The following is a 25290-nucleotide window of genomic DNA, read 5'->3' on the forward strand; positions in this document are numbered from 1 at the left end:
GCGGGGCGGGGTCCCGGACTGGGGAGGAATGCACGGATGCGCCTGGAATAATGCCGCGGTGACCTCCCCCACCGACGGCCTGCTCGATCCGCTGCACCCCCTCTCCGCCGGCCGCACGGCCGACTCGCTGCTCCTGCGCGCCTACCGCTCCGAGCGGGGCGAGAGGACGCCCGTCTGGTTCATGCGCCAGGCCGGCCGCAGCCTCCCGGAGTACCGGGCCCTGCGCACCGACACGAAGATGCTCGACGCCTGCCTCGACCCGGCGCTGGCGAGCGAGATCACCCTGCAGCCGGTGCGGCGCCACGGAGTGGACGCGGCCATCTTCTTCAGCGACATCGTGATCCCGCTGCGGCTCGCGGGCGTCGGCGTCGACATCGTCCCCGGGCGCGGTCCGGTGCTCGAGAAGCCGGTGCGCACGGCCGCCGACGTCGCCGAGCTCGCCTCGATCGACCCGTCCGTGCTCGACGAGACGCTCGAGCCCATCCGCGAGGGCGTGCGCCGCACCGTCGCGGGCCTCGGCGACACCCCGCTCATCGGCTTCGCCGGCGCTCCCTTCACCCTGGCCGCCTACCTGGTGGAGGGCGGCCCGTCCAAGGACCACCTGCGCGCGCGGACGATGATGCACGCCGACCCCGCCGCCTGGGCCCAGCTGATGGAGTGGACCGCCGAGGTCACCGGCCGCTTCCTCCGCGCGCAGGTGCTCGCCGGGGCCAGCGCCGCGCAGCTCTTCGACTCCTGGGCCGGGGCGCTCTCGCTCTCGGACTACACGACCCACGTCGCTCCCGCCTCCGCGCGCGCCCTCGTCCACGTGCGCGACCTGGCGTTCGACCACGGGGAGACGCGCCGCAACGTCCCGATCGTGCACTTCGGCGTCGGCACCGGCGAGCTGCTCGGAGCGATGCACGGCATCGGCGCCGACGTGGTGGGCGTCGACTACCGGATCCCGCTCGACGAGGCCAACCACCGCCTCGGCGGCTTCGTGCCGGTGCAGGGCAACGTCGACCCGGCGCTGCTGACCGCGCCGTGGGAGGTCCTCGAGGCCCACGTCGACGACGTGCTCCGCCGGGGCCTGAGCGCCCCCGCGCACGTGCTCAACCTCGGCCACGGCGTGCCGCCCGAGACCGACCCCGACGTGCTCACGCGCCTCGTCGCGTTCGTGCACGCCTGGCGGCCGTGAGCGAGGAGCGCCCCCGCGACGCGGCGTCGTACGACGTCGCGGTCGTCGGCGGCGGAGTGGCGGGGCTCGCCGCCGCCGCGGAGTGCCTGCGCATCGGCCTGCGCGTCGTGGTGCTCGAGGCGGGGGAGCGGGTCGGCGGCTCCGTCTCTCCGCTCGTCCTGGCCGGAGCCGCGCTCGACGCGGGCGCCGAGAGCTTCGCCACCCGCGGCGGCCACGTCGAGCGGGCGCTCGCCGCGCTGACCCTCGACGGCGTCCCGCTCGCCGAGTCGATCGTCGAGCCCCGGACGCACGGCTCGTGGCTGCACCTCTCGGGCGGCCGCTCCGTGCCGTCGCCCCGGGCCGGCATCCTCGGCATCCCCGGCACGCCGCTCGCCCCCGACGTCGTGCGGGCGATCGGCCGCCGCGGCGCCTGGCGCGCCTGGCTCGACACCCTGATGCCGGTGCTGCGCATCGGCCGCGCGCACTCCCTCGCCGAGCTGGTGCGCACCCGGATGGGCGAGCGCGTGCTCGAGGACCTGGTCGCGCCGGTCGTCTCCGGCGTCTACTCGAGCCGGCCGGACGACATCGACGTCGACCTGGCCGCACCCGGACTGAACGGCGCGCTCACCCGCGCGGGCTCCCTCGCCCGGGCCGTGGCCGCCCTCCGCGCGAACCTCCCGGCCGGAGTCGCGGTCCGCGGGCTCGAGGGCGGGATGCACCGCCTGGTCGCCGCGCTGGTCCAGCGGATCGACTACCTCTCCGGCGAGATCCGCACCGGCGCCTCCGTGCAGCGGCTCGAGGGCTCCGACGGGGACTTCGTCCTGACCCTCGCCGACGGCACTCTGAGCGCCCGAGCGGTGATCGTCTCGACGCCGGAGCGCGACGCCCGGGCGCTGCTGGCCGGCCTCGCCCCCGCCGTCGCGGAGCGCGCCGACGAGGCGCCCCACGACTCCGTCGAGCTGGTGACCCTCGTCCTCGACGACGCCCGCCTGGACGCAGCCCCCCGCGGCTCCGGTGTGCTCGTGGCGCCCACCGCCACCGACGTCACGGCCAAGGCGATCACGCACGCGACCGCGAAGTGGGACTGGCTGGCCGCCTCCCTCCCTCCCGGCCGCCACGTGCTGCGCCTCTCCTACGGGCGCCCGGGCGAGCGCCCGCCGCTCGAGGGGCGCACCGATGCCGAGGCGGCCGCGATCGCCCTGCTCGACGCCTCGACGCTGCTCGGACTCGCCCTCGATCCGGCGTCGCTCGTCGACTCCGCCCGGGTGCGCTGGGCCAACGTCCGGCCCGCCGCGGCGCTGGGCCGCCGTGCGCACCTGGAGGCGTTCCGCGAGGCGCTCCTCCCGATCGAGGGAGTCGCCGTGACCGGCACCTGGATCGCGGGCACGGGCCTCGCCTCGGTGCTCCCGCACGCCGCCGAGACGGCCGCCCTTATCCGGCGCCGACTGGTGCGTCAAGGAGTCGGGCTGCCGAGCGACGCCCGCGACGCCGACGGCTACTCTTAGGCCCAGGCATCCGCGCGAGCGTGCGGCGTGCCCCGGCACGAGTGGTCACCGACCGCGTGGACGATCGCGAGAGCGACCCAGGACGAGGAGTAGGCGTGAAGGGCAAGATTCTTTTCGTGGCAGGAGCCGCAGCCGGGTACGTGCTGGGAGCACGTGCCGGCCGCAAGCGGTACGAGCAGATCGCCTCGGCGGCAGGCCGCTTCTGGCGGACCCAGCCGGTGCAGGACGTCGCGGGCGCCGTCGGCGGTGCCGCGAAGACCCAGCTGAGCAGCGTCTCGGACAAGGCGTACGAGGTCGTGCGCTCGGTGGTCGTCAAGGCCGTGTCCGGCGGCAGGAAGGCCCAGGGAGCGAGCGACGCGGAGGCGTCGGCCGCCGCCCGCAAGGCGGCCTCGAAGGTCGACGAGGCCGCGGCGTCGGCCGGCTCCGGCGGGTCGACGACGTCCACCTCCACCAGCAGGGCCTAGTGCTCATCCCTCCGGCCGTGCCAGGCGCGCGCCGGCCGGCACGTCCCACCCTCGAGGAGCTCCCGTGGTGAACGAACGCAATCCCAAGAACGCCCGATCACTGGGAGAGCTGGTCAGCGACCTGCCCGGCCTCGTGATCGAGCTCGTCAAGGCCGAGGTCGCCTCGCTGAAGAACGAGCTGGCGGGCAAGGCGAAGAGCGCGGGTCTGGCCGTCGGCCTGTTCGCGGTCGCGGCCTTCCTCCTCCTGACCGCGTGGGCGACGCTGGTCGCCTTCGCGATCATCGGCATCGCCTCCTGGCTTCCGGCCTGGCTGTCGGCGCTGATCGTGACGGTCTTCTTCCTCCTGGTGGCCGTGATCCTCGCCCTAGTGGGCGTGCGCACCATCAAGAAGGCCGTGCCGCCGGTGCCGCAGGACTCGATCAACAGCATCAAGAAGGACGTCCAGGCGTTCAAGGGAGTGGGCAGCTATGACAACTGAGCGATCCGTCAGCAGCACCACGCCCCGCTTCGTCGACCCGGCGGAGCTGAAGCCCGGCCAGCTGAAGGCCGACATCGAGCGCGCTCGCTCCGAGCTCGCCGCGACCCTCGACGCGATCGAGTACAAGGTCAACGTGCCGCGCAAGGTGCGTACCGCCCAGCGGACGATCGAGCGCAAGCTCCAGGTGGTGCGCCGCCAGAACCCCTCCGCGCTGATCGCCGGAGCGGTCGGCGCCGCCGCCGCCGTGGGCCTCGTCGTCTGGGGCGTCGCGAAGCAGATCATCGAGGACTGAGTGCCGGAGGGCCCGGGGCGCTAGCGTCCCGGGCCCTCCGGCGCCAGAGCCCCCGCCGCTTTTGTGCATCGGCACGAGCGGAGGGATGATGGATCAATGACCGATCAGACCGCCGGCACGGCGGGTCCCGTTCAGTCCGCCCCCGACACGAGCGCCGCCGCTTCGGCGCCGCAGCCCCCCGCCGATCAGGATCACTCCGATCAGGCCCTGGGATACACGCTCTGGGCGGTTCTCCGCAGGGATCCCGCACGTCCGTTCACCCTCTCCAGCGACGCCGTGGATCCCGCTGTGAAGCAGTACGAGCACCTCGTCGCCCAGCTCGAGAGCGAGGGCGTGACCGTCCGCGGCACCTACGACGTCTCGGCCCTGCGCGCCGACGCCGACATCATGCTGTGGCTCACGGGCCCGGCGCCCGAGGAGCTGCAGCGGGCCTACCGCGAGCTGCGGCGCACCGAGCTGCTGGTCGGCCTCCTGCCGACGTGGAACGCGATGGGCGTGCACCGCGACGCCGAGTTCAGCTCGAACCACCTCCCCGCCTACATGCGCGGGAAGGCGCCGGCCCGCTGGCTCACGGTCTACCCCTTCGTCCGCTCCTACGAGTGGTACATCCTCCCCGAGGAGGAGCGCCGGGCGATGCTCGCCCAGCACGGGCGCCAGGGCTCGCGGTTCCGCTCCGTCCTGACCAACACGGTCGCCTCGTTCTCGCTCGGCGACTACGAGTGGATCCTCGCCCTCGAGGACGAGGAGCTCGTCAACCTCGTCGACCTCATGCGCGACCTGCGCGCCACCGAGGCCCGCCGCCACGTGCGCGAGGAAGTCCCCTTCTACACAGGCCGGCGCATCGACGCCGACCAGATCGCCGAGGTGCTCCGATGAGCGACACGACCAGCGAGCCGATCCTCGTCCGCGGGGCCACCCCCGCGGCGGCGTCCGGCCCCGAGCACGTCGAGGTCCCCGTGGCCTACGACGCGATCCTCCTCGCCGGCTTCGGCGGGCCCGAGGGTCAGGACGACGTCATCCCGTTCCTCCGCAACGTCACCCGCGGCCGCGGCATCCCGGAGGAGCGCCTCGAGGAGGTCGCCCACCACTACCGCCACTTCGGCGGCGTCAGCCCGATAAACGCGCAGAACCGCGCGTTGAAGAAGGCGCTCGAGGCCGAGCTCGCGAACCGCGGCATCGACCTCCCCGTGCTCTGGGGCAACCGCAACTGGGCGCCCTACATGAGCGAGGCCGTCGCCGAGGCGAAGGAGCGCGGGTTCACCAACCTGCTCGCCATCGCCACCAGCGCGTACTCCTCCTTCTCGTCCTGCAGGCAGTACCGCGAGGACTACGCGGCGGCGCTCGACGCGACCGGCCTCGAGGGCGAGCTGCGGATCGACAAGGTGCGCCAGTTCTTCGACCACCCCGGCTTCGTGATGCCGTTCATCAAGGCCGTCCACGACGGGCTCGACGAGCTGCGCGAGCGGATGCCCGACCTCGATGTCACGTCCGAGGTGGAGGTGCTGTTCTCGACGCACTCGATCCCCATGGCCGACGCCGAGCGCAGCGGACCCCACGAGCGCCACGACGACGGCACCGTCGTCGACGTGCACGAGTTCGGACCGGGCGGCGCCTACGAGGCGCAGCACCTCGCCGTCGCCGAGGTCGTCATGGCCGCCGCCACGGACGAGGACGTGCCCTGGCAGCTGGTCTACCAGTCGCGCTCCGGCCCGCCCACCCAGCCCTGGCTCGAGCCGGACATCAACGACGCCATCGCGGAGCTGCCGGCCCGCGGCCGCCGCGCGCTGCTGATCGTCCCGCTCGGCTTCGTGTCCGACCACATGGAGGTCATGTGGGACCTCGACAACGAGGCCCTCGAGACCTCGGAGGAGCACGGACTCGTCGCGCTCCGCGTCGCGACCCCCGGCACGGACCCGGTCTACGTCTCCGGCCTGATCGACCTGGTCCTCGAGCGCGTCAACGGCGTGCCGACCGAGGACCGGCCCTCGATGACGGCGCTCGGCCCCTGGTACGACGTCTGCCGCCCCGGCTGCTGCGAGAACGTGCGAGCGGGGTTCAAGCCCGCCCTGGCGGGAGTCGCACCGTGATGAGGAGTCGTCTGTCGTGAGCATCAGAGTCGGCACCCGCGCGAGCGCGCTCGCGGTGGCGCAGACCCGGATGACGGCCGATCTGATGTCGGCCGCCGCGGGGGTCCCCGTGGAGCTGGTGCGCATCGAGTCGGACGGCGACCGCATGCGCGGCTCGCTCGCCTCCCTCGGCGGCACCGGCGTGTTCGTCAGCGCCCTGCGCGACGCGCTGCTCGCCGGGCGCTGCGATGCGATCGTGCACTCGCTGAAGGACCTGCCCACCGCTGCGGTGGAGGGCCTGCTGCTCGGAGCGGTCCCCGAGCGGGAGGACCCGCGCGACGCGCTCTGCGCCCGCGACGGGCTCACCCTGGCGACGCTGCCGGTCGGCGCCCGCGTGGGCACGGGCTCGCCCCGCCGGCGCGCGGCGCTGCTGGCCGCTCGTCCGGACCTCGAGATCGTGGACATCCGCGGCAACATCGACACCCGGCTCCGGAGGGTGCTGCCCGGCAGCGACTCGCCGCTGGATGCGATCGTGCTCGCTCTGTCCGGCCTGCGCCGCCTCGGCCGGGTCGACGCGATCACCGAGGTGCTCGGCTTCGACGTCTCCCCGCACGCCCCCGGTCAGGGAGCGCTGGCCATCGAGGTGCGCGACGAGGAGCCGTCGGAGGAGCTGCGTGCCGCTCTCGCGGCGGTCGAGCACGTGCCGACCCGCGCGGCGATCACGGCCGAGCGGTCGCTCCTCGCCTCCCTCGAGGCCGGGTGCGCCGCTCCGATCGGAGCCTCCGCGGTCGTCGAGGAGGACCGCGTGGTCCTGCACGGCGTGGTCTTCGCCGTCGACGGCACGGCGTCCCTCGCACGGGAGGTCGCGGAGCCGGTCGATAACGGTTCGGTCGGCGGTGGTCGACACCGGGCGGATCCGCAGTATGGTGGTCGCGAACTGCCCGTCGTCGAAGCCGCGTTCCGTTGCGGCTCTCTGCTCGCTGACGCGCTTCTCGGTGCGGGTGCCGCCGAACTCGCACCCCTGGGAGCCCCTTCGTGATCGTCCCCGCCGCCTACTCCCAGTGGGAGAAGCCGTTGCAGGGGTGGCGCATCCTCGTCCCCCGCGGAGGCCCGTGGGGGGACGGTGTCGCCGCCGCTCTCCGTGCCAAGGGAGCCTCGCCCGTCGTCGCTCCGATGATCAACTTCGCGCCGACCGACGACTTCCCCGCGCTCGAGCAGGCCCTCGCCGACCTCGAGGCCGGCGCCTTCGACTGGATGACCGTCACGAGCGCCACCACGGTCGACGTCCTGTCCCTCCTGCGCACCACCGTGCCCGCGAGCACCAAGGTGGCGGCGGTCGGCGAGACCACGGCGGCCGCGCTCGTCGCCGCCGGGTACTCCGTCGACCTCGTCCCCTCCGAGGACAACTCCGCCCGCGGCCTCCTGGCCGAGTGGGAGGAGGCGACCGGCGGTCGGCACCCCCTGCGCGTGCTGACGCTGCGGTCCGAGATCGCCAAGCCGCTGCTCACCGAGGGCCTCACCCGCATCGGGCACGACGTGCGCTCCGTGGTCGCCTACCGCACGGTCGGCGTCCCGGTGGAGGAGCGCGTCGTGGCGGATGTCGCCGGCGGAGCCGTGCACGCGATCCTCGTCACCTCGGGCAGCGTGGCGGAGCAGGTCCAGAAGCAGCTCGGCCCGGTGCCCGAGTCGATCCTCGTCGCCGCGATCGGCCCGCAGACCGCGAAGGACGCCCGCGCCTTCGGCCTGCGCGTCGACGTCGTCGCCGATGAGCGCTCGGCCTCCTCCCTCATCGACGCGGTCGCCACCGTCGCCACGGAGCGCGCTCCCCGCTGAGCCGCCTCCCCGGCGCGACGGCGGGATTACGCTGGAGGACATGACTGCCATCCGCCCGCGCCGCCTCCGCACGACCCCCGCACTCCGCCGTCTCGTCCAGGAGACGCGCATCCACCCGGCGCAGCTGATCCTGCCCCTCTTCGTGGCCGAGGGGACCACCGAGGCCCGGCCGATCGGGTCGATGCCGGGGGTGGTGCACCACTCGCTGGACAGCGTCCGCGGAGCGGTGACGGAGGCGGCCGAGGCGGGGATCGGCGGCGTGATGCTGTTCGGCGTGCCCACCACGCGCGACGCGGTCGGCTCCGGTGCGACCGACCCCGACGGCGTGCTCAACGCCGCGACGCGGGTCGTCGTGGAGGAGGTCGGCGACGCGCTGGTCGTGCAGACCGACCTGTGCCTGGACGAGTTCACCGACCACGGCCACTGCGGTGTCCTCGACGACCGCGGGCGCGTCGACAACGACGCCACGCTCCTCCGCTACGAGGAGATGGCGCTCGCCCAGGCCGAGGCCGGCTCCCACCTGCTCGGGCTCTCGGGGATGATGGACGGCCAGGTCGGAGCGATCCGCGCCGCTCTCGACGGCGCCGGGCACCTGGACACCGCGATCCTCGCGTACTCGGCGAAGTACGCCTCCAGCTTCTACGGTCCGTTCCGCGAGGCCGTGCAGTCCACGCTGGAGGGCGATCGCCGCACCTACCAGCAGGACCCGGCGAACCGCCGCGAGGGCCTGCGCGAGGCGACCCTCGACCTCGCCGAGGGCGCCGACGTGGTGATGGTGAAGCCGGCCATGAGCTACCTCGACGTGCTCTCGGACGTCGCCTCCGTCTCGGACGTGCCGGTCTGGGCGTACCAGGTGTCGGGGGAGTACGCGATGATCGAGGCCGCCGCCGCGAACGGCTGGATCTCGCGCGAGCCGGCGATCCTGGAGTCGGTCACGGGGATCCTCCGCGCGGGGGCCGACGCGGTTCTCACGTACTGGGCCGTCGAGATCGCTCGCGACCTGCTGAAGTAGCCGCTCCTACTCCCGGGAGCGAGCCTCGGCATCTCGTCCGAAAGCGCTCCTCCGGCGCGAGGGCGCCGGGCGGCGCGCGTACCCTGGAGGGGTGACCACCTCGGCGAACGACACCCTGTACGAGCGTGCCCGGCACGCGATCCCCGGAGGCGTCAACTCGCCCGTCAGAGCGTTCCGCTCGGTCGGCGGGACCCCGCGCTTCATGGTCTCGGCCGCCGGCCCGTACATCACGGACGCGGACGGGCGCGAGTACGTCGACCTCGTCTGCTCCTGGGGCCCCGCGGTCCTCGGGCACGCGCACCCCGAGGTCCTCGCGGCAGTGCAGGAGGCGGCCGCCCGCGGTCTCTCGTTCGGCGCGTCCACTCCCGCCGAGACGGATCTCGCCGAGCTGGTCGAGGCGCGGATCACGGCCGGGGGAGTCTCGCCGATCGAGAAGCTCCGCCTGGTCTCCACCGGCACCGAGGCGACGATGACGGCGATCCGCCTCGCCCGCGGCGTCACCGGCCGCGACCTGCTGATCAAGTTCTCCGGCCACTACCACGGCCACTCCGACGGGCTGCTCGCCGATGCCGGCTCCGGTCTCGCGACCCTCTCGCTGCCCGCCTCCGCCGGCGTCACGGCCGCGACCGCGGCCCAGACGATCGTGCTGCCGTACAACGACCTCGAGGCGGTGCGCGCGGTCCTGGCCGAGCGCGGCGCCGACATCGCGGCGGTCATCACCGAGGCCGCGGCCGCCAACATGGGCGTCGTCGCTCCGGACCCGGGCTTCAACGCGGCCCTCGCCGAGCTCGTGCACGCGAACGGATCGCTGCTGATCATGGACGAGGTGCTGACCGGCTTCCGGGTGAGCGCCGGCGGCTGGTGGGGGCTCGAGAACCGCGGCGCCGAGGCTCCGTACCGGGCCGACCTCTACACCTTCGGCAAGGTCATCGGCGGAGGGATGCCGGTCGCGGCTCTCGGCGGCCGTGCGGACGTCATGGACCACCTGGCACCGCTGGGGCCGGTGTACCAGGCGGGCACCCTCTCCGGGAACCCGGTCGCGGTGGCCGCGGGCATCCGGACGCTGCAGCTGGCCGACGACGCGGTCTACGCCTCGCTGGACGCCACGGCGCTGACGCTCCAGCGCGAGGTGTCGGCGGCGCTGACGGCCGAGGGCGTCGCGCACACGGTGCAGACGGCCGGGAGCCTCTTCAGCTTCATGTTCACGGACCTGGGCCGGCCGGTGCGGGACTACGCCGAGGTCCAGGCGCAGGAGTCGTTCCGCTACCCGGCGTTCTTCCACGCGATGCTCGACGCGGGCGTCTCGCTGCCGCCGTCGGTGTACGAGGCCTGGTTCGTCTCGGCCGCGCACGACGACGCGGCGATCGGGCGCATCGTGGACGCGCTGCCGGCGGCGGCGAAGGCCGCGGCGGCCGCTCGGGCGTAGGCTCATGGGCCACCCGCGGATCAGGCGGGAGGCGCCCGCCGCACTGGAGCGGCGGGCGTCCCGCGCGCCCGGCCGTCGGCGTGCGGCGACCGGGCAGGGGCCCTCAGCCCCGGCGTGAGACCGACTTCGGCAGCACGAACACCAGCGCGAAGGCGGCGACCGCCATCAGGGTGCTGAGAAGCATCGCGGGAGCCGCGGCGTCGAGGAAGCCCGAGGCGACCGTGTCCGGACCCGTGATGACGAGGCTCCCGAACAGCACGCTGCCGATGACCGCGATGCCCACGGCCGAGCCGATGCGCTGGATCGCCGAGATCACGCCGCTCGCCGCGCCCGCGTCCTGCGGGTCGACGGTCGAGACGATGAACTGCACGTTCGGGGCGATGAAGAAGCCGTTGCCGAGGCCCGCGATCAGCAGCGGCGGCAGGAGCTGCCAGTTGCTGATCGAGTCCGGGGTCGCGGTCAGCAGCACCAGCCAGACCCAGCCGAGCCCGATGGCGAGCAGTCCGCTGCCCATCACCAGGACGTTGCGCCCCAGGCGCGCGGTCATCCGGTTGCTCTGCGAGGAGCTGATGATGCTGCCGATCGCGAAGGGGATCGACACCAGGCCCGACTCCAGCGCGGTGTGGCCGAGGCCCGACTGCCAGAGCAGCGAGATGGTGAAGAAGATGCTCGTGAAGGCCGCGAAGTAGACCAGCGCGAGGATCACGCCTCCGGTGAAGGCCGGGTGGCGGAACAGCGACGGCGGCACCAGGGGAGCGCGGCCGCGGCGGACGTGGAGGACCTCCCAGGCGCCGAACGCGGCGAGGAGCAGGACTCCGCCGGCGATCGAGAGGAAGGTCCACAGCGGCCAGCCCTCGTCCTCGCCCTGGATGAGCGGGACGAGCAGGGCGACCAGGCCGCCGGAGACGAGGACGAGGCCGAGCCAGTCGACGCCTCCGCTCGGGGCGCGGTCGCCGGCCTCGAGGTCGCGGCGGGCGGGGAGGAGGACCGCGGCGGCGATCAGGGTCGCGACGCCGATGGGCAGGTTCACCCAGAAGACCAGGCGCCAGCCGTTCTCGTCGCCGAAGGCCTGGATGATCAGGCCGCCGATGATCGGGCCGAGCGCCGACGAGACGCCGAGGACCGCGCCCATCACCGCGAAGGCCTTGCCGCGCGAGGGGCCGCGGAAGAGGAGCTGGATGTAGGCGTTGACCGCCGGGACGAAGACGCCGCCCGCCAGGCCCTGCACGATGCGGGCGATGACGAGCTGGGTGTCGTCCGCGGCCAGTCCGCACGCGAAGCTGGCGACGGTGAAGAGGGCGATGCCGCTGACGAAGACCCACTTGTGCCCGAAGCGGTCGCCGAGGCGGCCGGCGGGGATGAGGGCGAGGCCGAACGCGAGGGCGTAGCCGGAGATGATCCAGGAGAGCGTCGACTCGGAGGCGTCGAGCGTGGTGCGGATGGTGGGCAGCGCCACGTTCACGATCGTCGTGTCGAGCAGGGCGATGAACATGCCCGCGAGCAGGACGATCAGCGAGCGCCAGGCGCGCTTGTCGGGGGCGGGAGGGGCGCCGGTCGATCGGGCGGTCGACGTCTCGGTCATCGCAGGAGTGCCTTTCGAGCAGGGGGGGGGGAGGGGGTGGTCCGTCAGACCTGTTCGAGGGACGCGACCGGATGTGAATGCTCGCAGGAGAAACCGGGTTTCCGCACGCCGGGATCTGTGGGGGCCTTCAGGCGGAGGGCGCGCCGCAGGCTCGCCTCGCGGGGCGTCAGCGGATGCGCGACTCCGCCAGACGGGCGCAGTCGATGCAGAGCTCGGCCGTGGGCCGGGCGGCGAGGCGGGCGGCCCCGATCGGGCGGCCGCACGAGGCGCAGTCCCCGTAGCCGCCGGTGCCGAGGCGGGCGCGAGCGGCGTCGAGCTCGCGCGCCGTGCGGGCGAGAGCGTCGCGGACTCCGGCCATCCGCGACCACTCGGCCGAGAGCGGCGTGCCCTCCGGGTCGTGCTCGTCATCGGCGGTGCCGTCGGCACGGTCGCGCAGGAGCTCGGCCAGCGAGGCCTCGAGCCGGGCCGCCTCGTCGCGCGTCTCGGCCTGCCGCTCGGCCAGTAGCGCGTCGAGGAGGCGCGCCTCGTCCGGATCCATCGGCATCCGACCATGCTGCCACCCACGCGGGCGGCGGGGCATCGTTGTGCGATCCGGCGCTGACCCGGCGGCGGGCGGCGGGGCAGACTAGAGGCATGCCCGTCGTGACCGTGCTCCCCGACCGCCTCGAACTCCGCCTCACCGCGGCCGAGCGACTGCTCGCGTTCCATCGCAGCGACGTCGTCGTCGACCGGTCGAGCATCCGCTCGGCGACGGTCACCGAGGACCCCTGGATCTGGGTGCGGGGCATCCGCGCGCCGGGCACCGCGGTGCCGCTCACGCTCGCGGCCGGCACGTGGAAGTTCCACGGCGGCAAGGACTTCCTGCTGATCAAGCGCACCGCCTCGGCCGTCGTGATCGACCTGGTCGACGAGGACTACTCCCGCCTGATCGTGAGCACCAAGCACGCTCCCGAGCTGATCGCGGCCCTCCAGCTGGGGACGACGACCGCGGCGATCCCCGTGATCGAGACCGACGACCTCGTGATCGTCCCCGAGGTCGCCGAGCAGGCGGAGCGGGCCCAGGCGGCCGCCGCGGAGAAGCGCGCGAAGAAGAAGGCGAAGGCGGCGGAGGCCGCGGCCGTGGCCGCGGAGGCGGCGGGTCCGGCGACGGTGGTCGAGGGCCGGGAGGCTGCGAGCGGCGGGAGCGCGGCGGCAGCGGCGACCGCGGCTCCGGAGGCGGACGGCGCCGCGGAGGACGTCGCGGCTCCGACGGAGTCAGCAGCGGGGGCCGCTCCGAAGAGCCCGAAGGCCACTCCGAAGGCCGCTCCGAAGACGAGTGCTCGGACCGCCGCGAGCACGCCGGCCGGGTCCGGGGGATCCGCGCCCGTGGACGTCATCGGCTCCGAGCCGATCGAGTCCGCAGCCCCGGTGAAGCCCGCGGAGCCGAGGCCCGCCGAGCCGAAGCCCGCGGAGCCGAAGCCCGCCGAGCCGAAGTCCGCGGGATCGAAGCCCGCCGAGCCGAAGCCCGCCGGATCCGAGTCCGCCGAGCCCGCCCCCGCGAAGCCGGCTCCGGCCGCGAAGCCCGCGCCGAAGCCCCGCACGCCGGCGAAGCCCCGCGCCGCGCGCCCCGACTCCTCCGTCGGTCACGCGTCGGCCGAGCCGAGCGGCGCCACCGAGGCTGCGGAGTAGCGCACCGCCGCACGAGCAGCCGCCCCGCAGCGCCGGCCGGGGCGCCCCCTCCTCCACGCTCGAGGCGGGCGGACGCCCTCCGGCGACGCCGTGCACTCAGGCGCGGACATCCACCAGCGTCCGACCATGCGAGCGGCCGGCGAGCACGTCCTCGGCCGCGTCGACCGCCCCGCCGAGCGGCACCGTCGTCGTCAGCTCGTCGAGCAGCTCCAGGTCGAGGTCGTGAGCCAGGCGGCGCCAGGCCTCCTCGCGGAGCTTGCGCGGCGCCTCCACCGAGTTGATGCCGGCCAGCGTCACTCCGCGCAGGATGAACGGCATCACGCTCACCGGCAGGTCCGGCCCCTGCGCGAGACCGCATGCCGCCACGGTCCCGCCCCACCGCGTCTGCGCGAGGGCGTTCGCGAGCGTGTGCGAGCCGGCGGAGTCCACCGCTCCCGCCCAGCGCTCGGACTGCAGCGGCTTCCCGCCCTCCTGCAGCTCGGCGCGGTCGATGACGTCGGAGGCGCCCAAGCGCTGGAGCAGAGCGCCGTGCTCGCCGAGCCGGCCGGTCGAGGCGACGACCTCGTGGCCCAGGCGCGCTAGGAGCGCGACGGCGAGCGACCCCACGCCTCCCGAGGCCCCCGTCACCAGGACGGGACCGCTGCCCGGCCGCACGCCGTGCCGCTCGAGCGCCAGCACGGCCAGCATCGCCGTGAAGCCCGCGGTGCCGATCGCTCCGGCCCGTGCCGCCGAGATGGCGCCGGGAAGCCGGAGCAGCGACGCGGAGTCGACACGCGCCCGCTCGGCGAGCCCGCCGTCGTGGCGCTCGCCGAGGCCGGCGCCGTTGAGCACCACCCGGTCGCCGGAGTCGAAGCGCTCGCCCGCCTCGCCGTCCGCGTACTCCACGGTGCCGACCAGGTCGATGCCGGCGACGAGCGGGGTGCGGCGCACGATCCCGGGCCGCCCCGCCAGCGCCAGGGCGTCCTTGTAGTTGACGCTCGAGTACTCGACGGCGATCGACACGTCGCCGTGCGAGCGGTCGGGATCGTCGCGCTCGAGGAGGCGGGCTCGGTTGGGGGTGTCGGTGTCGGAGTCGGAGTGCCGCTCGACGACGATGGCTCGGTACATGGGCCCACGCTACGCCCGCGGGCCCGCGGCCGGGCGGTCAGTTCAGGGGTCGGGTGCCCTCGGGGAGCGATCCGCCGGAGTAGAGGGCGGCGGCCGCGTCCTGGAGCGCTGTCAGGGCGACGCGCTGCGTCCACGGACCGTAGGAGACGCGGGCCAGCCCGAGCTCCTCGAAGCGGGCGGGCGACTGCGATCCGGGGACGCCGATGACGCTGACGCGCTGCCGCCCGAGGGTGGCGACCAGGGACTCCAGCTCGGCGTCCTGGAGCAGCCCGGGGACGAAGAAGCAGGTGGCGCCGGCGTCGAGGTAGGCGCGGCCGCGCTCGACGGCGTCGGCCAGGACCTCGCCGCGGTCGCGGTCGCCGGCGCGGAGGAACACGTCCGTGCGGGCGTTGAGCGCGAAGGGCACCGCCTCCTCCTCGGCCGCGGCGACGGCCTTCTCGACCGCCCGCAGCGCCTCCGGGAGCGGCTTCGCCTGGTCCTCGAGGTTCGCGCCCACGACTCCGATCCCGATCGCGCGCCGGACCGTCTCGCCCGCGTCGCCGTAGCCCGCCTCGAGGTCGGCCGAGACCGGGACCTCGACGGCGGCGACGATGCGCTCGATCATGCCGAGGTGCAGCTCCAGCGGGATCCGCTCGCCGTCCTCGTAGCCGAACGCCGCCGCGATGGAGTGGCTGGCGGTCGCGAGCGCCCGGGTCTCCGGGAGCGCGGCGATCGTGGTCGCGCTGATCACGTCCCAGACGTTCACCACCTGCAGCAGCTCGGGGGCGGTGTGGAGGTCGACGAGGGTGCGTCCGCGCGCTTCGATGCTCATGGCACGAGCGTAGGGCCCGCGTGCGCGGCGCAGGCCGCCGCATCGCAGTCCGCGCACACGACGAGCTGGGCGCGGCAGGAGAGGTCGGTGCAGTTGCGCATCCGGCTGGTCGGCGCGGCGCACGAGGTGCAGCGGCCCAGCACCTCGGCGTCGGGGGAGAAGGAGACGGAGCCGCGGCCGTCGAAGACGTACAGGGCCCCCTTCCACAGACCGCGGTCGCGCCGCGCCTCGGCGTAGCGGACGACGCCTCCGTCGAGCTGGTACACCTCGCCGAAGCCGCGCGCCGTCATCAGGCTCGACAGCACCTCGCAGCGGATGCCGCCGGTGCAGTACGTGACCACGGGCCGGCCCTTGAGGTGGTCGTAGACGCCGGCGTCGAGCTGCTCGACGAACTCGCGGGTGCTGGAGACCCCCGGCACGATCGCCCCCTCGAACCTGCCGATCTCGGCTTCGAAGGCGTTGCGGCCGTCGAAGAGCACCACGTCGTCGCGCTCGGCGACCAGGGCGTCCAGCTGGTCCGGGTCGAGCCGCGGAGCCGTCCCGACGACCCCGTCGGCGTCCACCCGCAGCTCGTCGGGCGCGCCGAACGAGACGATCTCGTCGCGCACCTTCACCGAGAGACCGGGGAAGTCGAGGCTGCGGCCAGCGTCGTCGAGGCCGGAGCCGTCGCTCCACTTCACCTCGAGCCCGCGGAAGGCCGAGTACTCGCGGGTGCGGCGGACGTAGCGCTTCAGGGCGTCCATTCCGCCGCCCAGCGTGCCGTTCACCCCGTGCTCCGAGATCAGCAGGCGCCCGCGCAGGCCCAGCGACTCGCACAGCTCGCGCTGCCAGAGCCGCACGGACTCGGGGTCGGCCAGCGGCACGAAGCGGTAGAACAGCAGGATCTTCGGCAGCACCGGCACATCTTACGAGGACGTCCGGACCGGGGCGCGGCGTGTGGCAGCATCGTCGGGTGCCCGACGCCTCCGCCCCCGTGCCGCACTCCCGCCTCGAGGACGTCTTCGGTCTCGTCACCGGTGCGTTCGTCGTGTCGCTCGGCCTCTACCTGCTGCGCGCGAGCCAGGCGGTCACGGGCGGCACCGCGGGTCTCGCGCTGCTGCTGGGGTACCCGCTCGACATCCCGTTCGGCGTGATCCTCGTCACGGTCAACGTGCCGTTCCTCGCCCTCTCGCTGTGGAAGAAGGGCTGGCGGTTCACGCTGCGGACCATGTTCTCGATCGTGCTGGTCTCGGTCCTGGCGGGGCTGCACCCGCTGGCGTTCGGCGAGCTGCGGATCGAGCCCGTCTACGGCGTCCTCACGGGCGACGTGCTCGCGGGGATCGGCCTCCTGATCCTCTTCCGGCACGGGTCGAGCCTGGGCGGATTCAGCATCGTCGCCCTGATCGCGCAGGAGCGGCTCGGCTGGCGGGCGGGCTACGTGATGATGGCGCTCGACGCGTGCGTGGTCGCGGCCGCGCTGCTGGTGGTGCCTCCGCTGAACGTGCTGATCTCGGCGGCGGGAGTGGTGGTGCTCAACCTGGTCCTGACGTTCAACCACCGGCCCGGGCGCTATCTCGGGTCCTGACCCCCTCCGCAAGCCCTTCGGCGCGCACCGCCGGGTTCCTAGGCTGAGGGCGCGGGCCCCCGCCCGCCCTTCCCGAACGGAGAAACCGGATGTCCGACTGGACCTACGACCCCTACGCCCGCCTCGGCGAGGTGCCGACCTTCGCGCTCGAGAGCGACGACATCGCCGACGGTGCGCCCCTGTCCGCCCGCCACTACGGCGAGGGCTCCGGCGGGGAGGACGTCTCGCCGCACCTGCGCTGGTCGGGAGCCCCCGCCGAGACGAAGAGCTTCGCCGTGACGGTGTTCGACCCCGACGCGCCCACCGGCTCCGGCTTCTGGCACTGGGCCGTCTACAACCTCCCGGCCGACACCACGGAGCTCCCCACGGGAGCCGGAGCCGCCGGCTTCGAGCTGCTCCCGGCGGGCGCGCAGACGCTGCCCAACGAGATGCGGCTGCGCCAGTTCGTCGGAGCGGCGCCGCCGGACCGCGAGCACCGCTACTTCTTCGTGGTGCACGCCCTCGACGTCGAGTCGCTCGACCTCGATCCGGAGTCGACGCCGGCGATCCTCGGCTTCAACGCGCACTTCCACACCCTCGCGCGGGCGCAGATCGTCGCCACGGCGACGCCGGACGGCGCGAAGGGCTGACCCGCTCCGCGGGGAGCGCGCGCTACCCGAAGAGGGTGCGCGCCTCCTCGTAGCGGGCGTCCGGGACCGTCTTGAGGGTGCCGAGCGCCTCGGCGAAGTCCACGTGGTAGATGTCGGTGCCGCGCAGGGCGACCATGCGGCCCCAGTGCTCGGCGACGACGGAGTCGATGGCGGCCATGCCCAGGCGGGTCGCGAGGACGCGGTCGAACGCGGTGGGCGTGCCTCCGCGCTGGATGTGGCCGAGCGTCGTGGCGCGGGTCTCGATGCCGGTGCGCTCCTCGATGAGCGGGGCCAGCAGCTCGCCGATGCCGCCGAGGCGGGGCCGGCCGAAGGCGTCGAGGCCGCGCTCGGAGTGGGCGTCGTCCATCGTGTCGAGCGAGAAGCCCTCGGCTACCACGACGAGCGGTGCGCGCCCGCGGTCCTGCGCGCTCTGCACCCACTCGACGATCTGGTTTAGGGAGGTGCGCTTCTCCGGGATGAGGATGACGTGGGCGCCCGCGGCCATGCCGGAGTGCAGGGCGATCCAGCCGACGTGGCGGCCCATGACCTCGGCGACCATGCAGCGGCCGTGCGAGTCGCCGGTGGTGCGGAGGCGGTCCATCGCGTCGGTCGCGATGCCGACGGCGGTGTCGAAGCCGAAGGTGTAGTCGGTGGCGCCGAGGTCGTTGTCGATGGTCTTCGGGACGCCGACGATCTTGAGGCCCGCGTCCGTGAGGCGCTTGGCCGCGGCCAGGGTGCCCTCGCCGCCGATCGCGATGATCGAGTCGATGCCGTTGCGGTCCATCATCTCGGCGATCTTCTCGGGGCCGCCGTTCTCGCCCTCGAAGGGGTTCGTCCGGCTGGTGCCGATGATCGTGCCGCCCTGCTTGGCGATGCCCTGGATCTCGGGGCGGCCCAGGGGCAGGAGGTCGCCGTCGACCACTCCGCGCCAGCCGTTCCGGAAGCCCACGAACTCCTGGTCGTAGACCTTGATGCCCTTGTAGACGGCACCGCGGATGACGGCGTTGAGGCCGGGGCAGTCGCCACCGGAGGTCAGGATCCCGATCTTCACCCGCTCAGGTTAGAGGACCCGGTGAACGGATGTGCACGCGGACGACGACGGGCCCCTCCTCGCCGCCTCGAGGAAGGGCCCGTCGTCGTGCTCGGTGCTGGTGGGACTAGGTCGTGACGAGCTCGCCGTTGACGCCGCGGGGGAAGAATCCGCCGGTGCGCGTCCCGGCCGCGGGGTTCAGGTACACGATGTTGAGGACCTGGCCCGGGGTGCGGCTGAACGCGATGGAGCTGCCGTCGGTCGGGACGATGTTCGCCTGGCCGTTGACCTTGACGCCCTGGTCGAGGTCGGTCTTGCCGTCGAGGCTGTCGCGCGCGTCGGAGAGCTTGTTCGCCGAGTCGGACAGGTCGGCGGCGTAGATCGCCGAGCGGATCGCGCCCGCGTGGTACGCCTCCACCGCGAGGATGCCGGCGGCCGCGTCGAGGTAGGTCTTCGACTGGATGAGCGGGGCGGCGCCCTTGTAGGCGGTCACTCCCACGTCCTCGAAGACGAACGCGCCGAGCAGGAAGTTCGACTCGCTCGCGAACGGGTCGAACGACTGACCGGCCTTGATCAGCCCCGCCGCAACGGCGGCGGAGTTGAAGCTGTCCTTCAGGTTGATCGCCGGGCGGGCCACCTTCGCGGTGCCCAGCGCGGCCCGCAGGAACTGCACGTGGGCCTTCTCGTCGTTCGCGACCTCGGTGGCGAAGCTCTTCAGCCACGGGGTCTTGAAGTCGACGGGGCGGCCGCCGATGACGCCGCCGGGCGTGCCCTTGCCGGTCACGTCCGAGCCGCCGAGGCCGGTGCCGTAGACGGCGCGGAGGTAGAACTCGGCCTCGAGGTACTCGAGGTTGAGGGCGAAGTTGAGGATCGAGGCGTCGCTGGGGCCGCTGGCAGCGACCTCCTCGGCGGAGGCGGTGGGCGCGGCGAGGGCCGCGGCTCCGATGCCGAGGCCGGCGACGCCGGTGGCCTCGAAGAAGCGGCGACGGTCGAGAGCGGTCTCAGAGCTCTTGACGATCGCGTTGCGGATGAAGGTCGTGTCGAACATGTGCGCATCTCCAGTGATAGGCGGGTGCCGGGCGGCTGGAGCGCCGCCGCGACAGCGCGAAGCTACGCCCGGGACCGACCTGCTGACCAGTGGAAACGGGCGATCGGATCCGCGCATGTGTTCACGCCGTCTGAACCAATCCGCCGGGTGTGTCGCTCCGAACACGTCGTGGATGGGGGTTCTGCGGAGGAGCGTCCGATCCGGTGTCGGAGCCGCCGGTTACCATCACTGCGTGTCGATCCCCGCGCCTGCTCCCGAGCCCTCCTGGGCGACGGTCTACGCGCCGTCGGAGCCCGTGAGCCTCGCGCTCACCCTCCGCACGCTGCTGCGGGGCTCGGGCGACCCGACCATGCTCCTCGACGCGTCCGGCTTCTGGCGGGCGTTCCGCACGCCGCTCGGCCCGGGCACCCTGCATCTGCGGCAGGCGGCGGACGGCGCGGTCCACGCGCGCGCCTGGGGCGGGGGGGCGGAGTGGCTGATCGACGCGGTCCCCGAGCTCCTCGGCCACGGCGACGACTGGAGCGGGCTCGACCTGTCGGCCCACGCGCCGCTCGCCGAGGTGCTCCGCCGCTCGTCGGGCCTGCGCCTCACGCGCGCGAACCTGGTGTTCGAGATGCTCGCGCCGTCGGTCCTCGAGCAGAAGGTCACGAGCACGGAGGCGTGGCGCGCCTACCGGGTGCTGGTGCGCCTCCACGGGGAGCCCGCCCCGGGGCCGGTCGCTCTGCACGTGGCTCCGAGCGCGCAGCAGTGGCGGCGCGTGCCCTCGTGGGACTGGCACCGCGCGGGAGTGGATCCGCGGCGCTCGCGGACCGTCCTCACCGCCGCGCTCGTCGCCTCCGGCCTCGAGCGGACCCTCGCGCTCGGGCGGGGCGGCGACGAGGTCGCCCGCCGGCTGCAGTCGGTGCCGGGGATCGGGCCGTGGACGGCGTCCGAGGTGATGATGCGCGCCCACGGAGATCCGGACGCGGTCAGCGTGGGGGACTACCACCTGGCCGCGGCCGTCGGCTTCGCGCTCACGGGCCGGCTCGGGGTCGACGACGACGGCATGCTCGAGCTCCTCGAGCCGTGGCGCGGGCACCGGCAGCGGGTCATCCGGCTGATCGGCTGCAGCGGAGCGAGGAAGCCGCGGCACGGCCCGCGGATGACCATCCAGGACCACCGCCGGCACTGATCCGCTCCTCCACAGGGGCGGCTCGCGGGCGAGTCGGCGCGACCACCGCGTCACGCCGCGTCCGGGCGGCGGGTCGGGCTTAGCCTCGGAGGATGCAGCAGTCGACGACCCCAGGTGTGCCCGGCAGCGACCCGGAGCGCGAGCCCGACGACGCGGCCGTGCGGAGCGGCGTCGACGCGACGGTCGGTGGTCGGACGCCGGAGGGCGGCACGGGGTCGGACGACGAGGTCGAGGCCGGTGAGGCCCGCGACTCCGGGAGCGGGGCCGAGGTCGCGCCGGCGCCGGAGTCCGCACCCGAGGACGTGCCCGAGCCTCGGGACGCGCAGGAGTCCGACGCTGAGGACGAGCCCGTGCGCGAGTCCGAGATCCAGGACGAGGACGAGGTCGTGCGCGACGCTCAGGACGAGGCCGTGAGCGAGCCCGATGCCGAGGACGAGGTCGTGCGCGACGCTGAGGACGAGGTCCTGCGCGGGCCCGACGCCGCGTCGGAGTCGGAGCACGCCGCGCCCGCCGCCGCCGAGCCCGAGGTCGACGACCGCCCGATGATCGAGCGCGTCGAGTCCCTGGTCCGCCGCTGGATCGCGCGCAGCGGCGAGTTCCCGGTCGAGCCCGCCGCCCAGCGGCTCGCGGGCGTGCTCCAGGACCCGAACGGACTCGACTTCGCCGTCGGGTTCGTCGACGGCGTCGCCCGGCCCGAGGACCTCTCGGTCGCGGCCGAGAACCTCGCGGCGCTCACCGCGAAGACGCCCGCCTTCCTCCCCTCCTACCTGCGCGCGGCGATCAGCACCGGCGGCGCCGTCGGCCCCGTGCTGCCCTGGGTGGTCGTGCCCGCGGCCCGCCGGGTCCTCCGCCGCCTCGTCGGGCACCTCGTGGTCGACGCCTCGGAGGCCCGTCTCGGCGCGGCCGTCGCCGCGCTGCGCGAGGGCGGCGACCGGCTCAACCTCAACCTCCTCGGCGAGGCCGTGCTCGGCGAGCGCGAGGCCGGCCGGCGCCTCGAGGGGACCCTCCGCCTGCTCGAGCGGCCGGACGTCGACTACGTCAGCGTCAAGGTCTCGAGCGTCGTCAGCCAGCTGTCGATGTGGGCCTTCGAGGAGGAGGTCGACCGCGTCGTGGAGCGTCTCACCCCGCTCTACCAGGCCGCCGCGTCCGGAGCCGACCCCACCTTCGTCAACCTCGACATGGAGGAGTACCGCGACCTCGATCTGACGGTCGCCGTGTTCCGGCGCCTCCTCGAGCAGCCGGGCATGCTCGACCTCGAGGCGGGCATCGTCCTGCAGGCCTACCTGCCCGACTCCGTCCGCGTGCTCGACGAGCTGACCGAGTGGGCGCAGGAGCGCCGGGCCCGCGGCGGAGCCCCGATCAAGGTGCGCGTCGTGAAGGGCGCGAACCTCGCGATGGAGAGGGTCGATGCGGCCCTGCACGACTGGCCGCTCGCGACGGTCGGCAGCAAGGTGGAGGCCGACACGAACTACAAGCGCCTGCTCGACCGGGCACTGCGGCCGGAGCGCGTCGACGCGGTGCGCGTGGGCGTCGCCGGGCACAACCTCTTCGACCTCGCCTGGGCGTGGCTCACGGCGACCGAGCGCGGGGTGACCGGCGCGGTCGAGATCGAGATGCTGCTCGGGATGGCGACCGGGCAGGCGCGCGCCGTCCGCGAGGACGTGGGACGCCTCCTCCTCTACACGCCCGTCGTGCACCCGCACGAGTTCGACGTGGCCATCTCGTACCTCATCCGCCGGCTCGAGGAGAACAGCAGCCCCGAGAACTTCCTCTCGGCCGCGTTCCGCCTCGACGACGAGGAGGTGCTGCAGCGGGAGCTCGGCCGCTTCCGCGCCTCGCTCGAGGCCCTCGACGACTCCGTCCCGCCGCCGAACCGCACGCAGGACCGCCTGCGGGAGTGGTCCTCCGGCTCCGGCCGCCGCCTCGTGCAGGAGCACGCCCGCGCCGGCGAGCGGGCGCAGGACCCGGCCGCCGCGGGCCTGACGCAGGCCGTCCTCGGCCTCAGCCGCGGCTCCGGTTCGGCCGCCGCGACCGCGGGCTTCCACAACGAGCCCGACACCGACCCCGCCCTCCCCGGCAACCGACGCTGGGCGCGCCTGATCACCGAGCGCATCGCCGGGTCGACCATCGGAGCGGGCACGGCCGACGCCGCACGCGTGAGCACCGAGGCGGAGCTCCAGGAGGTGCTGCGCACGGTGTCCCGCCGCGCGGAGCGCTGGGGCGAGCGCCTGGGCTACGACCGAGCGGCCGTGCTCGACCGCGCCGGCCTCGTCCTCGCCGCGAACCGCGACCGCCTGATCGAGGTGATGGCCTCCGAGACCGGCAAGACGATCGCCGAGGCCGACCCCGAGGTCTCCGAGGCCATCGACTTCGCCCACTACTACGCCACCCGCGCCCGCGAGCTCGACGCCGTCACCGGGGCCACCTTCGTCCCCGCGCGGGTCACCGTCGTCGCTCCGCCGTGGAACTTCCCGGTCGCCATCCCGGCCGGATCGATCCTCGCGGCGCTCGCCGCCGGCTCCGGAGTCGTGGTGAAGCCGGCGCCCCAGGCCCGCCGCTCGGCGGCTGTGCTCGTCGAGGCGCTCTGGGACGCGGGCGTCCCGCAGGAGCTCCTCGCCCTGGTCGACCTCGACGAGGAGGAGCTGGGACGGGCGCTGATCACCGACCCCCTCGTGGACCGCGTGCTGCTCACCGGCTCCTACGAGACCGCCCGCCTCTTCCGCTCCTGGCGGCCCGGCCTCGCACTGCAGGCCGAGACCAGCGGCAAGAACGCGATCATCGTCACTCCCCACGCCGACTACGACCTCGCCGTCGCCGACATCGTCCGCAGCGCCTTCGGGCACGCCGGCCAGAAGTGCTCCGCCGCCTCCCTGGTGATCCTGGTCGGCTCGGTCGCCCGCTCCAAGCGCTTCCGCGCCCAGCTGGTCGACGCCGTCACGTCGCTCCGCGTCGGCCGGCCCGACGACCCGTCGGCGGTGATGGGGCCGCTCATCGAGGAGCCCACCGGCAAGCTCCTGCACGCGCTCACCACGCTGGGCGGAGGCGAGTCGTGGCTCGTCGAGCCGCAGCGGCTCGACGAGAGCGGCACGCTCTGGTCGCCCGGGATCCGCGAGGGCGTCACCGAGGACAGCTACGTCCACCTCACCGAGTTCTTCGGCCCGGTGCTCGGGATCATGCACGCGGCGACCCTCGAGGACGCCGTCCGGATGCAGAACGGCACCGAGTACGGGCTCACGGCCGGGCTCCACTCCCTGCACGCCGACGAGCTCGCCCTCTGGATCGACTCGGTCGAGGCGGGCAACCTCTACGTCAACCGGGGCATCACCGGAGCCATCGTCCGGCGCCAGCCCTTCGGCGGCTGGAAGCGCTCGTCCGTCGGCGGCGGCGCGAAGGCGGGCGGACCCAACCACCTCATCGGCCTCGGCTCCTGGAAGCCCTCGCCCGCGCGCTCCTCCTCGACGCTGCACCTGCGCGGCCTCGACGACCGCGCGCGCCAGTTCATCGAGGCGGCCCAGTCCTCGCTCCGGTTCGAGCAGTTCGACCTGCTCCGCCGCTCCGCCCTCTCCGACCAGCTCGCCTGGGCGACCGAGTTCGGCGTCGTCACCGACATCTCGAAGGTCGGCGTCGAGCGGAACCTGTTCCGCTACCTCCGCGTGCCGATCGCGCTGCGCCTGGCCGACGGCGGCGACCTCGGAGAGCTCCTCCGCGTCATCGCCGCGGGCCTGCTGACCCGCTCCCGGATGGACATCTCCACGTCCCTCCCGCTCCCGCCGCGGGTCCAGGAGATGCTCGGCGGCGACGAGCTCGCCGAGATGGCGGGCCTCGTCCCGCGCATCGTCGTCGAGACCGACGCCCAGTGGCTCGAGCGCGCCGCGGCCGGCCGCATCACGGCCCCGCGCATCCGCATCATCGGCGACATCGTCTCCGACCGCGTCGACGGCTACGCGGGCCCGCAGGCCCCCGGCAGCCCGACGCACGGACAGCAGGCCGTCGTCCGCCGATCGTCCGACTCGACCGGCTCCTTCACCGACGTCGTCGCCGGCATGACCCGCGGCAGCACGGGCACGCCGGTCCCGCTCACCCGCGCCGACGGATCCCGCGTCCCCCTCGCGACCGCCCTCGCCGAAGCCCTCGGCGGCGCCCTCGACACCGCCGTCTACGCCGACCCGGTCACCCCCGCCGGCCGCGTCGAACTGCTGCCCTTCCTCCGCGAGCAGGCGATCTCGATCACGAACCACCGCTTCGGCAACCCGATCGATCTGAGCGACGACGTGCTGTAGTCGATTCCACGCCCGTCCCTGACCGGCGTGGCGCGGTCGGCTTCTCGACGGGGTGCGTTCTGTGGAGCGGGGGGCGTTCGGCTACAGCGATCCGCTCGCACGCGGATCGCTGGTTCGCCTCGGGGGCGGTGCTTGCAGGGACGGTGTGAACGGGCGTGGCGCGGTCGG

23 protein-coding genes are annotated in these 25290 nt (G+C 73.8%); 16 read left to right on the top strand and 7 right to left on the bottom strand.

Going from position 1 to position 25290, the window contains the following annotated elements; genetic code table 11:
• Window positions 1-28 precede the first annotated feature (28 nt).
• The 11 genes from hemE to hemL all read left to right on the top strand — a co-directional run bounded on the left by hemE (window position 29) and on the right by hemL (window position 10232).
• Entirely contained in the window at window positions 29-1177 is a 1149-nt protein-coding gene (hemE, locus tag C5B93_RS08260) for a uroporphyrinogen decarboxylase (protein ID WP_104255341.1), read from the top strand.
• Window positions 1174-2661 (top strand): NAD(P)/FAD-dependent oxidoreductase, encoded by a 1488-nt coding sequence (locus C5B93_RS08265; RefSeq protein ID WP_258068176.1) that lies wholly within the window; start codon window positions 1174-1176, stop codon window positions 2659-2661. Before hemE ends, C5B93_RS08265 begins: the two co-directional genes overlap by 4 nt.
• 95 nt (window positions 2662-2756) lie before the next feature.
• Window positions 2757-3125 (top strand): hypothetical protein, encoded by a 369-nt coding sequence (locus C5B93_RS08270; RefSeq protein WP_146076613.1) that lies wholly within the window; start codon window positions 2757-2759, stop codon window positions 3123-3125.
• A 67-nt stretch (window positions 3126-3192) separates the two neighbouring features.
• On the top strand, window positions 3193-3603 hold the full coding sequence (locus C5B93_RS08275; protein WP_258062864.1) for a phage holin family protein: 411 nt from the start codon (window positions 3193-3195) through the stop codon (window positions 3601-3603).
• Window positions 3593-3895 (top strand): DUF3618 domain-containing protein, encoded by a 303-nt coding sequence (locus C5B93_RS08280; protein WP_104222879.1) that lies wholly within the window; start codon window positions 3593-3595, stop codon window positions 3893-3895. The genes C5B93_RS08275 and C5B93_RS08280 overlap by 11 nt, the downstream gene beginning before the upstream one ends.
• A 96-nt stretch (window positions 3896-3991) precedes the next feature.
• Entirely contained in the window at window positions 3992-4771 is a 780-nt protein-coding gene (gene hemQ / locus C5B93_RS08285; RefSeq protein WP_104292212.1) for a hydrogen peroxide-dependent heme synthase, read from the top strand.
• Window positions 4768-5982, top strand: a complete 1215-nt coding sequence (locus tag C5B93_RS08290; RefSeq protein ID WP_104269435.1) for a ferrochelatase — start codon at window positions 4768-4770, stop codon at window positions 5980-5982. Before hemQ ends, C5B93_RS08290 begins: the two co-directional genes overlap by 4 nt.
• A gap of 16 nt (window positions 5983-5998) precedes the next feature.
• Window positions 5999-7000 carry a hydroxymethylbilane synthase gene (gene hemC / locus C5B93_RS08295; protein ID WP_104283147.1) on the top strand — a complete coding sequence of 334 codons (1002 nt, stop codon included), beginning with the start codon at window positions 5999-6001 and terminating at the stop codon, window positions 6998-7000.
• The gene (locus C5B93_RS08300) at window positions 7000-7794 is read left to right on the top strand and encodes a uroporphyrinogen-III synthase (protein ID WP_104292259.1); all 795 of its coding nucleotides are present in this window, start codon (window positions 7000-7002) and stop codon (window positions 7792-7794) included. The genes hemC and C5B93_RS08300 overlap by 1 nt, the downstream gene beginning before the upstream one ends.
• A 40-nt stretch (window positions 7795-7834) precedes the next feature.
• Window positions 7835-8806 (top strand): porphobilinogen synthase, encoded by a 972-nt coding sequence (gene hemB, locus C5B93_RS08305; RefSeq protein ID WP_104292213.1) that lies wholly within the window; start codon window positions 7835-7837, stop codon window positions 8804-8806.
• A gap of 91 nt (window positions 8807-8897) precedes the next feature.
• Entirely contained in the window at window positions 8898-10232 is a 1335-nt protein-coding gene (hemL, locus tag C5B93_RS08310; RefSeq protein ID WP_104292214.1) for a glutamate-1-semialdehyde 2,1-aminomutase, read from the top strand.
• 103 nt (window positions 10233-10335) lie between these two features.
• Here the strand turns inward: hemL and C5B93_RS08315 are convergent, their stop codons facing one another.
• Window positions 10336-11814: an MFS transporter gene (locus tag C5B93_RS08315; protein WP_104233092.1), complete on the bottom strand. Its 1479-nt coding sequence runs from the start codon at window positions 11812-11814 to the stop codon at window positions 10336-10338.
• Window positions 11815-11980: 166 nt separating this feature from the next.
• Window positions 11981-12358 (bottom strand): TraR/DksA family transcriptional regulator, encoded by a 378-nt coding sequence (locus tag C5B93_RS08320; protein ID WP_258060010.1) that lies wholly within the window; start codon window positions 12356-12358, stop codon window positions 11981-11983.
• 89 nt (window positions 12359-12447) lie between these two features.
• On the opposite strand from C5B93_RS08320, the gene C5B93_RS17795 reads away from it, so the two are divergent.
• Window positions 12448-13482, top strand: coding sequence for a hypothetical protein (locus tag C5B93_RS17795; protein ID WP_308471102.1), 1035 nt, complete (start codon window positions 12448-12450; stop codon window positions 13480-13482).
• A gap of 96 nt (window positions 13483-13578) precedes the next feature.
• Here C5B93_RS17795 and C5B93_RS08330 read toward each other — a convergent pair whose 3' ends face one another.
• Genes C5B93_RS08330 through C5B93_RS08340 form a run of 3 tightly spaced genes read right to left on the bottom strand, consistent with a single transcriptional unit; the run spans window position 13579 to window position 16296 of the window.
• A complete protein-coding gene (locus tag C5B93_RS08330) occupies window positions 13579-14589 on the bottom strand; it encodes an MDR family oxidoreductase (RefSeq protein ID WP_104249899.1) in 1011 nt (336 codons plus the stop codon).
• Between the two features lie 37 nt (window positions 14590-14626).
• On the bottom strand, window positions 14627-15400 hold the full coding sequence (locus C5B93_RS08335; RefSeq protein WP_104249898.1) for an isocitrate lyase/phosphoenolpyruvate mutase family protein: 774 nt from the start codon (window positions 15398-15400) through the stop codon (window positions 14627-14629).
• Window positions 15397-16296 (bottom strand): rhodanese-related sulfurtransferase, encoded by a 900-nt coding sequence (locus C5B93_RS08340; protein WP_104249960.1) that lies wholly within the window; start codon window positions 16294-16296, stop codon window positions 15397-15399. Before C5B93_RS08340 ends, C5B93_RS08335 begins: the two co-directional genes overlap by 4 nt.
• 56 nt (window positions 16297-16352) lie before the next feature.
• On the opposite strand from C5B93_RS08340, the gene C5B93_RS08345 reads away from it, so the two are divergent.
• Together C5B93_RS08345 and C5B93_RS08350 are read left to right on the top strand one after the other, a co-directional pair.
• Window positions 16353-16964 (top strand): YitT family protein, encoded by a 612-nt coding sequence (locus tag C5B93_RS08345; protein WP_258067498.1) that lies wholly within the window; start codon window positions 16353-16355, stop codon window positions 16962-16964.
• Window positions 16965-17053: 89 nt separating this feature from the next.
• Entirely contained in the window at window positions 17054-17593 is a 540-nt protein-coding gene (locus C5B93_RS08350) for a YbhB/YbcL family Raf kinase inhibitor-like protein (RefSeq protein WP_104222867.1), read from the top strand.
• A 22-nt stretch (window positions 17594-17615) separates the two neighbouring features.
• Here C5B93_RS08350 and C5B93_RS08355 read toward each other — a convergent pair whose 3' ends face one another.
• Window positions 17616-18644: a 6-phosphofructokinase gene (locus tag C5B93_RS08355; protein WP_104226151.1), complete on the bottom strand. Its 1029-nt coding sequence runs from the start codon at window positions 18642-18644 to the stop codon at window positions 17616-17618.
• 106 nt (window positions 18645-18750) lie between these two features.
• Window positions 18751-19671, bottom strand: a complete 921-nt coding sequence (locus tag C5B93_RS08360; protein ID WP_104222865.1) for a ferritin-like domain-containing protein — start codon at window positions 19669-19671, stop codon at window positions 18751-18753.
• A 232-nt stretch (window positions 19672-19903) separates the two neighbouring features.
• On the opposite strand from C5B93_RS08360, the gene C5B93_RS08365 reads away from it, so the two are divergent.
• Together C5B93_RS08365 and C5B93_RS08370 are read left to right on the top strand one after the other, a co-directional pair.
• Window positions 19904-20842 (top strand): DNA-3-methyladenine glycosylase, encoded by a 939-nt coding sequence (locus C5B93_RS08365; RefSeq protein WP_258062865.1) that lies wholly within the window; start codon window positions 19904-19906, stop codon window positions 20840-20842.
• Window positions 20843-21384: 542 nt separating this feature from the next.
• Window positions 21385-25122, top strand: a complete 3738-nt coding sequence (locus C5B93_RS08370) for a proline dehydrogenase family protein (RefSeq protein ID WP_104292261.1) — start codon at window positions 21385-21387, stop codon at window positions 25120-25122.
• The last annotated feature ends 168 nt before the right edge of the window (window positions 25123-25290 follow it).

This window comes from Rathayibacter sp. AY1A2 (genome assembly GCF_002930935.1).
In the GTDB taxonomy this organism is placed as follows: Bacteria; Actinomycetota; Actinomycetes; order Actinomycetales; family Microbacteriaceae; genus Rathayibacter.

Coding starts and splice junctions, on each gene's coding strand:
- hemE (WP_104255341.1), top strand. CDS start 29: ATGCACGGATGCGCCTGGAATAATGCCGCGGTGACCTCCCCCACCGAC.
- C5B93_RS08280 (WP_104222879.1), top strand. CDS start 3,593: ATGACAACTGAGCGATCCGTCAGCAGCACCACGCCCCGCTTCGTCGAC.
- hemQ (WP_104292212.1), top strand. CDS start 3,992: ATGACCGATCAGACCGCCGGCACGGCGGGTCCCGTTCAGTCCGCCCCC.
- C5B93_RS08290 (WP_104269435.1), top strand. CDS start 4,768: ATGAGCGACACGACCAGCGAGCCGATCCTCGTCCGCGGGGCCACCCCC.
- hemB (WP_104292213.1), top strand. CDS start 7,835: ATGACTGCCATCCGCCCGCGCCGCCTCCGCACGACCCCCGCACTCCGC.
- C5B93_RS08315 (WP_104233092.1), bottom strand. CDS start 11,814: ATGACCGAGACGTCGACCGCCCGATCGACCGGCGCCCCTCCCGCCCCC.
- C5B93_RS08320 (WP_258060010.1), bottom strand. CDS start 12,358: ATGCCGATGGATCCGGACGAGGCGCGCCTCCTCGACGCGCTACTGGCC.
- C5B93_RS17795 (WP_308471102.1), top strand. CDS start 12,448: ATGCCCGTCGTGACCGTGCTCCCCGACCGCCTCGAACTCCGCCTCACC.
- C5B93_RS08330 (WP_104249899.1), bottom strand. CDS start 14,589: ATGTACCGAGCCATCGTCGTCGAGCGGCACTCCGACTCCGACACCGAC.
- C5B93_RS08335 (WP_104249898.1), bottom strand. CDS start 15,400: ATGAGCATCGAAGCGCGCGGACGCACCCTCGTCGACCTCCACACCGCC.
- C5B93_RS08350 (WP_104222867.1), top strand. CDS start 17,054: ATGTCCGACTGGACCTACGACCCCTACGCCCGCCTCGGCGAGGTGCCG.
- C5B93_RS08360 (WP_104222865.1), bottom strand. CDS start 19,671: ATGTTCGACACGACCTTCATCCGCAACGCGATCGTCAAGAGCTCTGAG.
- C5B93_RS08370 (WP_104292261.1), top strand. CDS start 21,385: ATGATCGAGCGCGTCGAGTCCCTGGTCCGCCGCTGGATCGCGCGCAGC.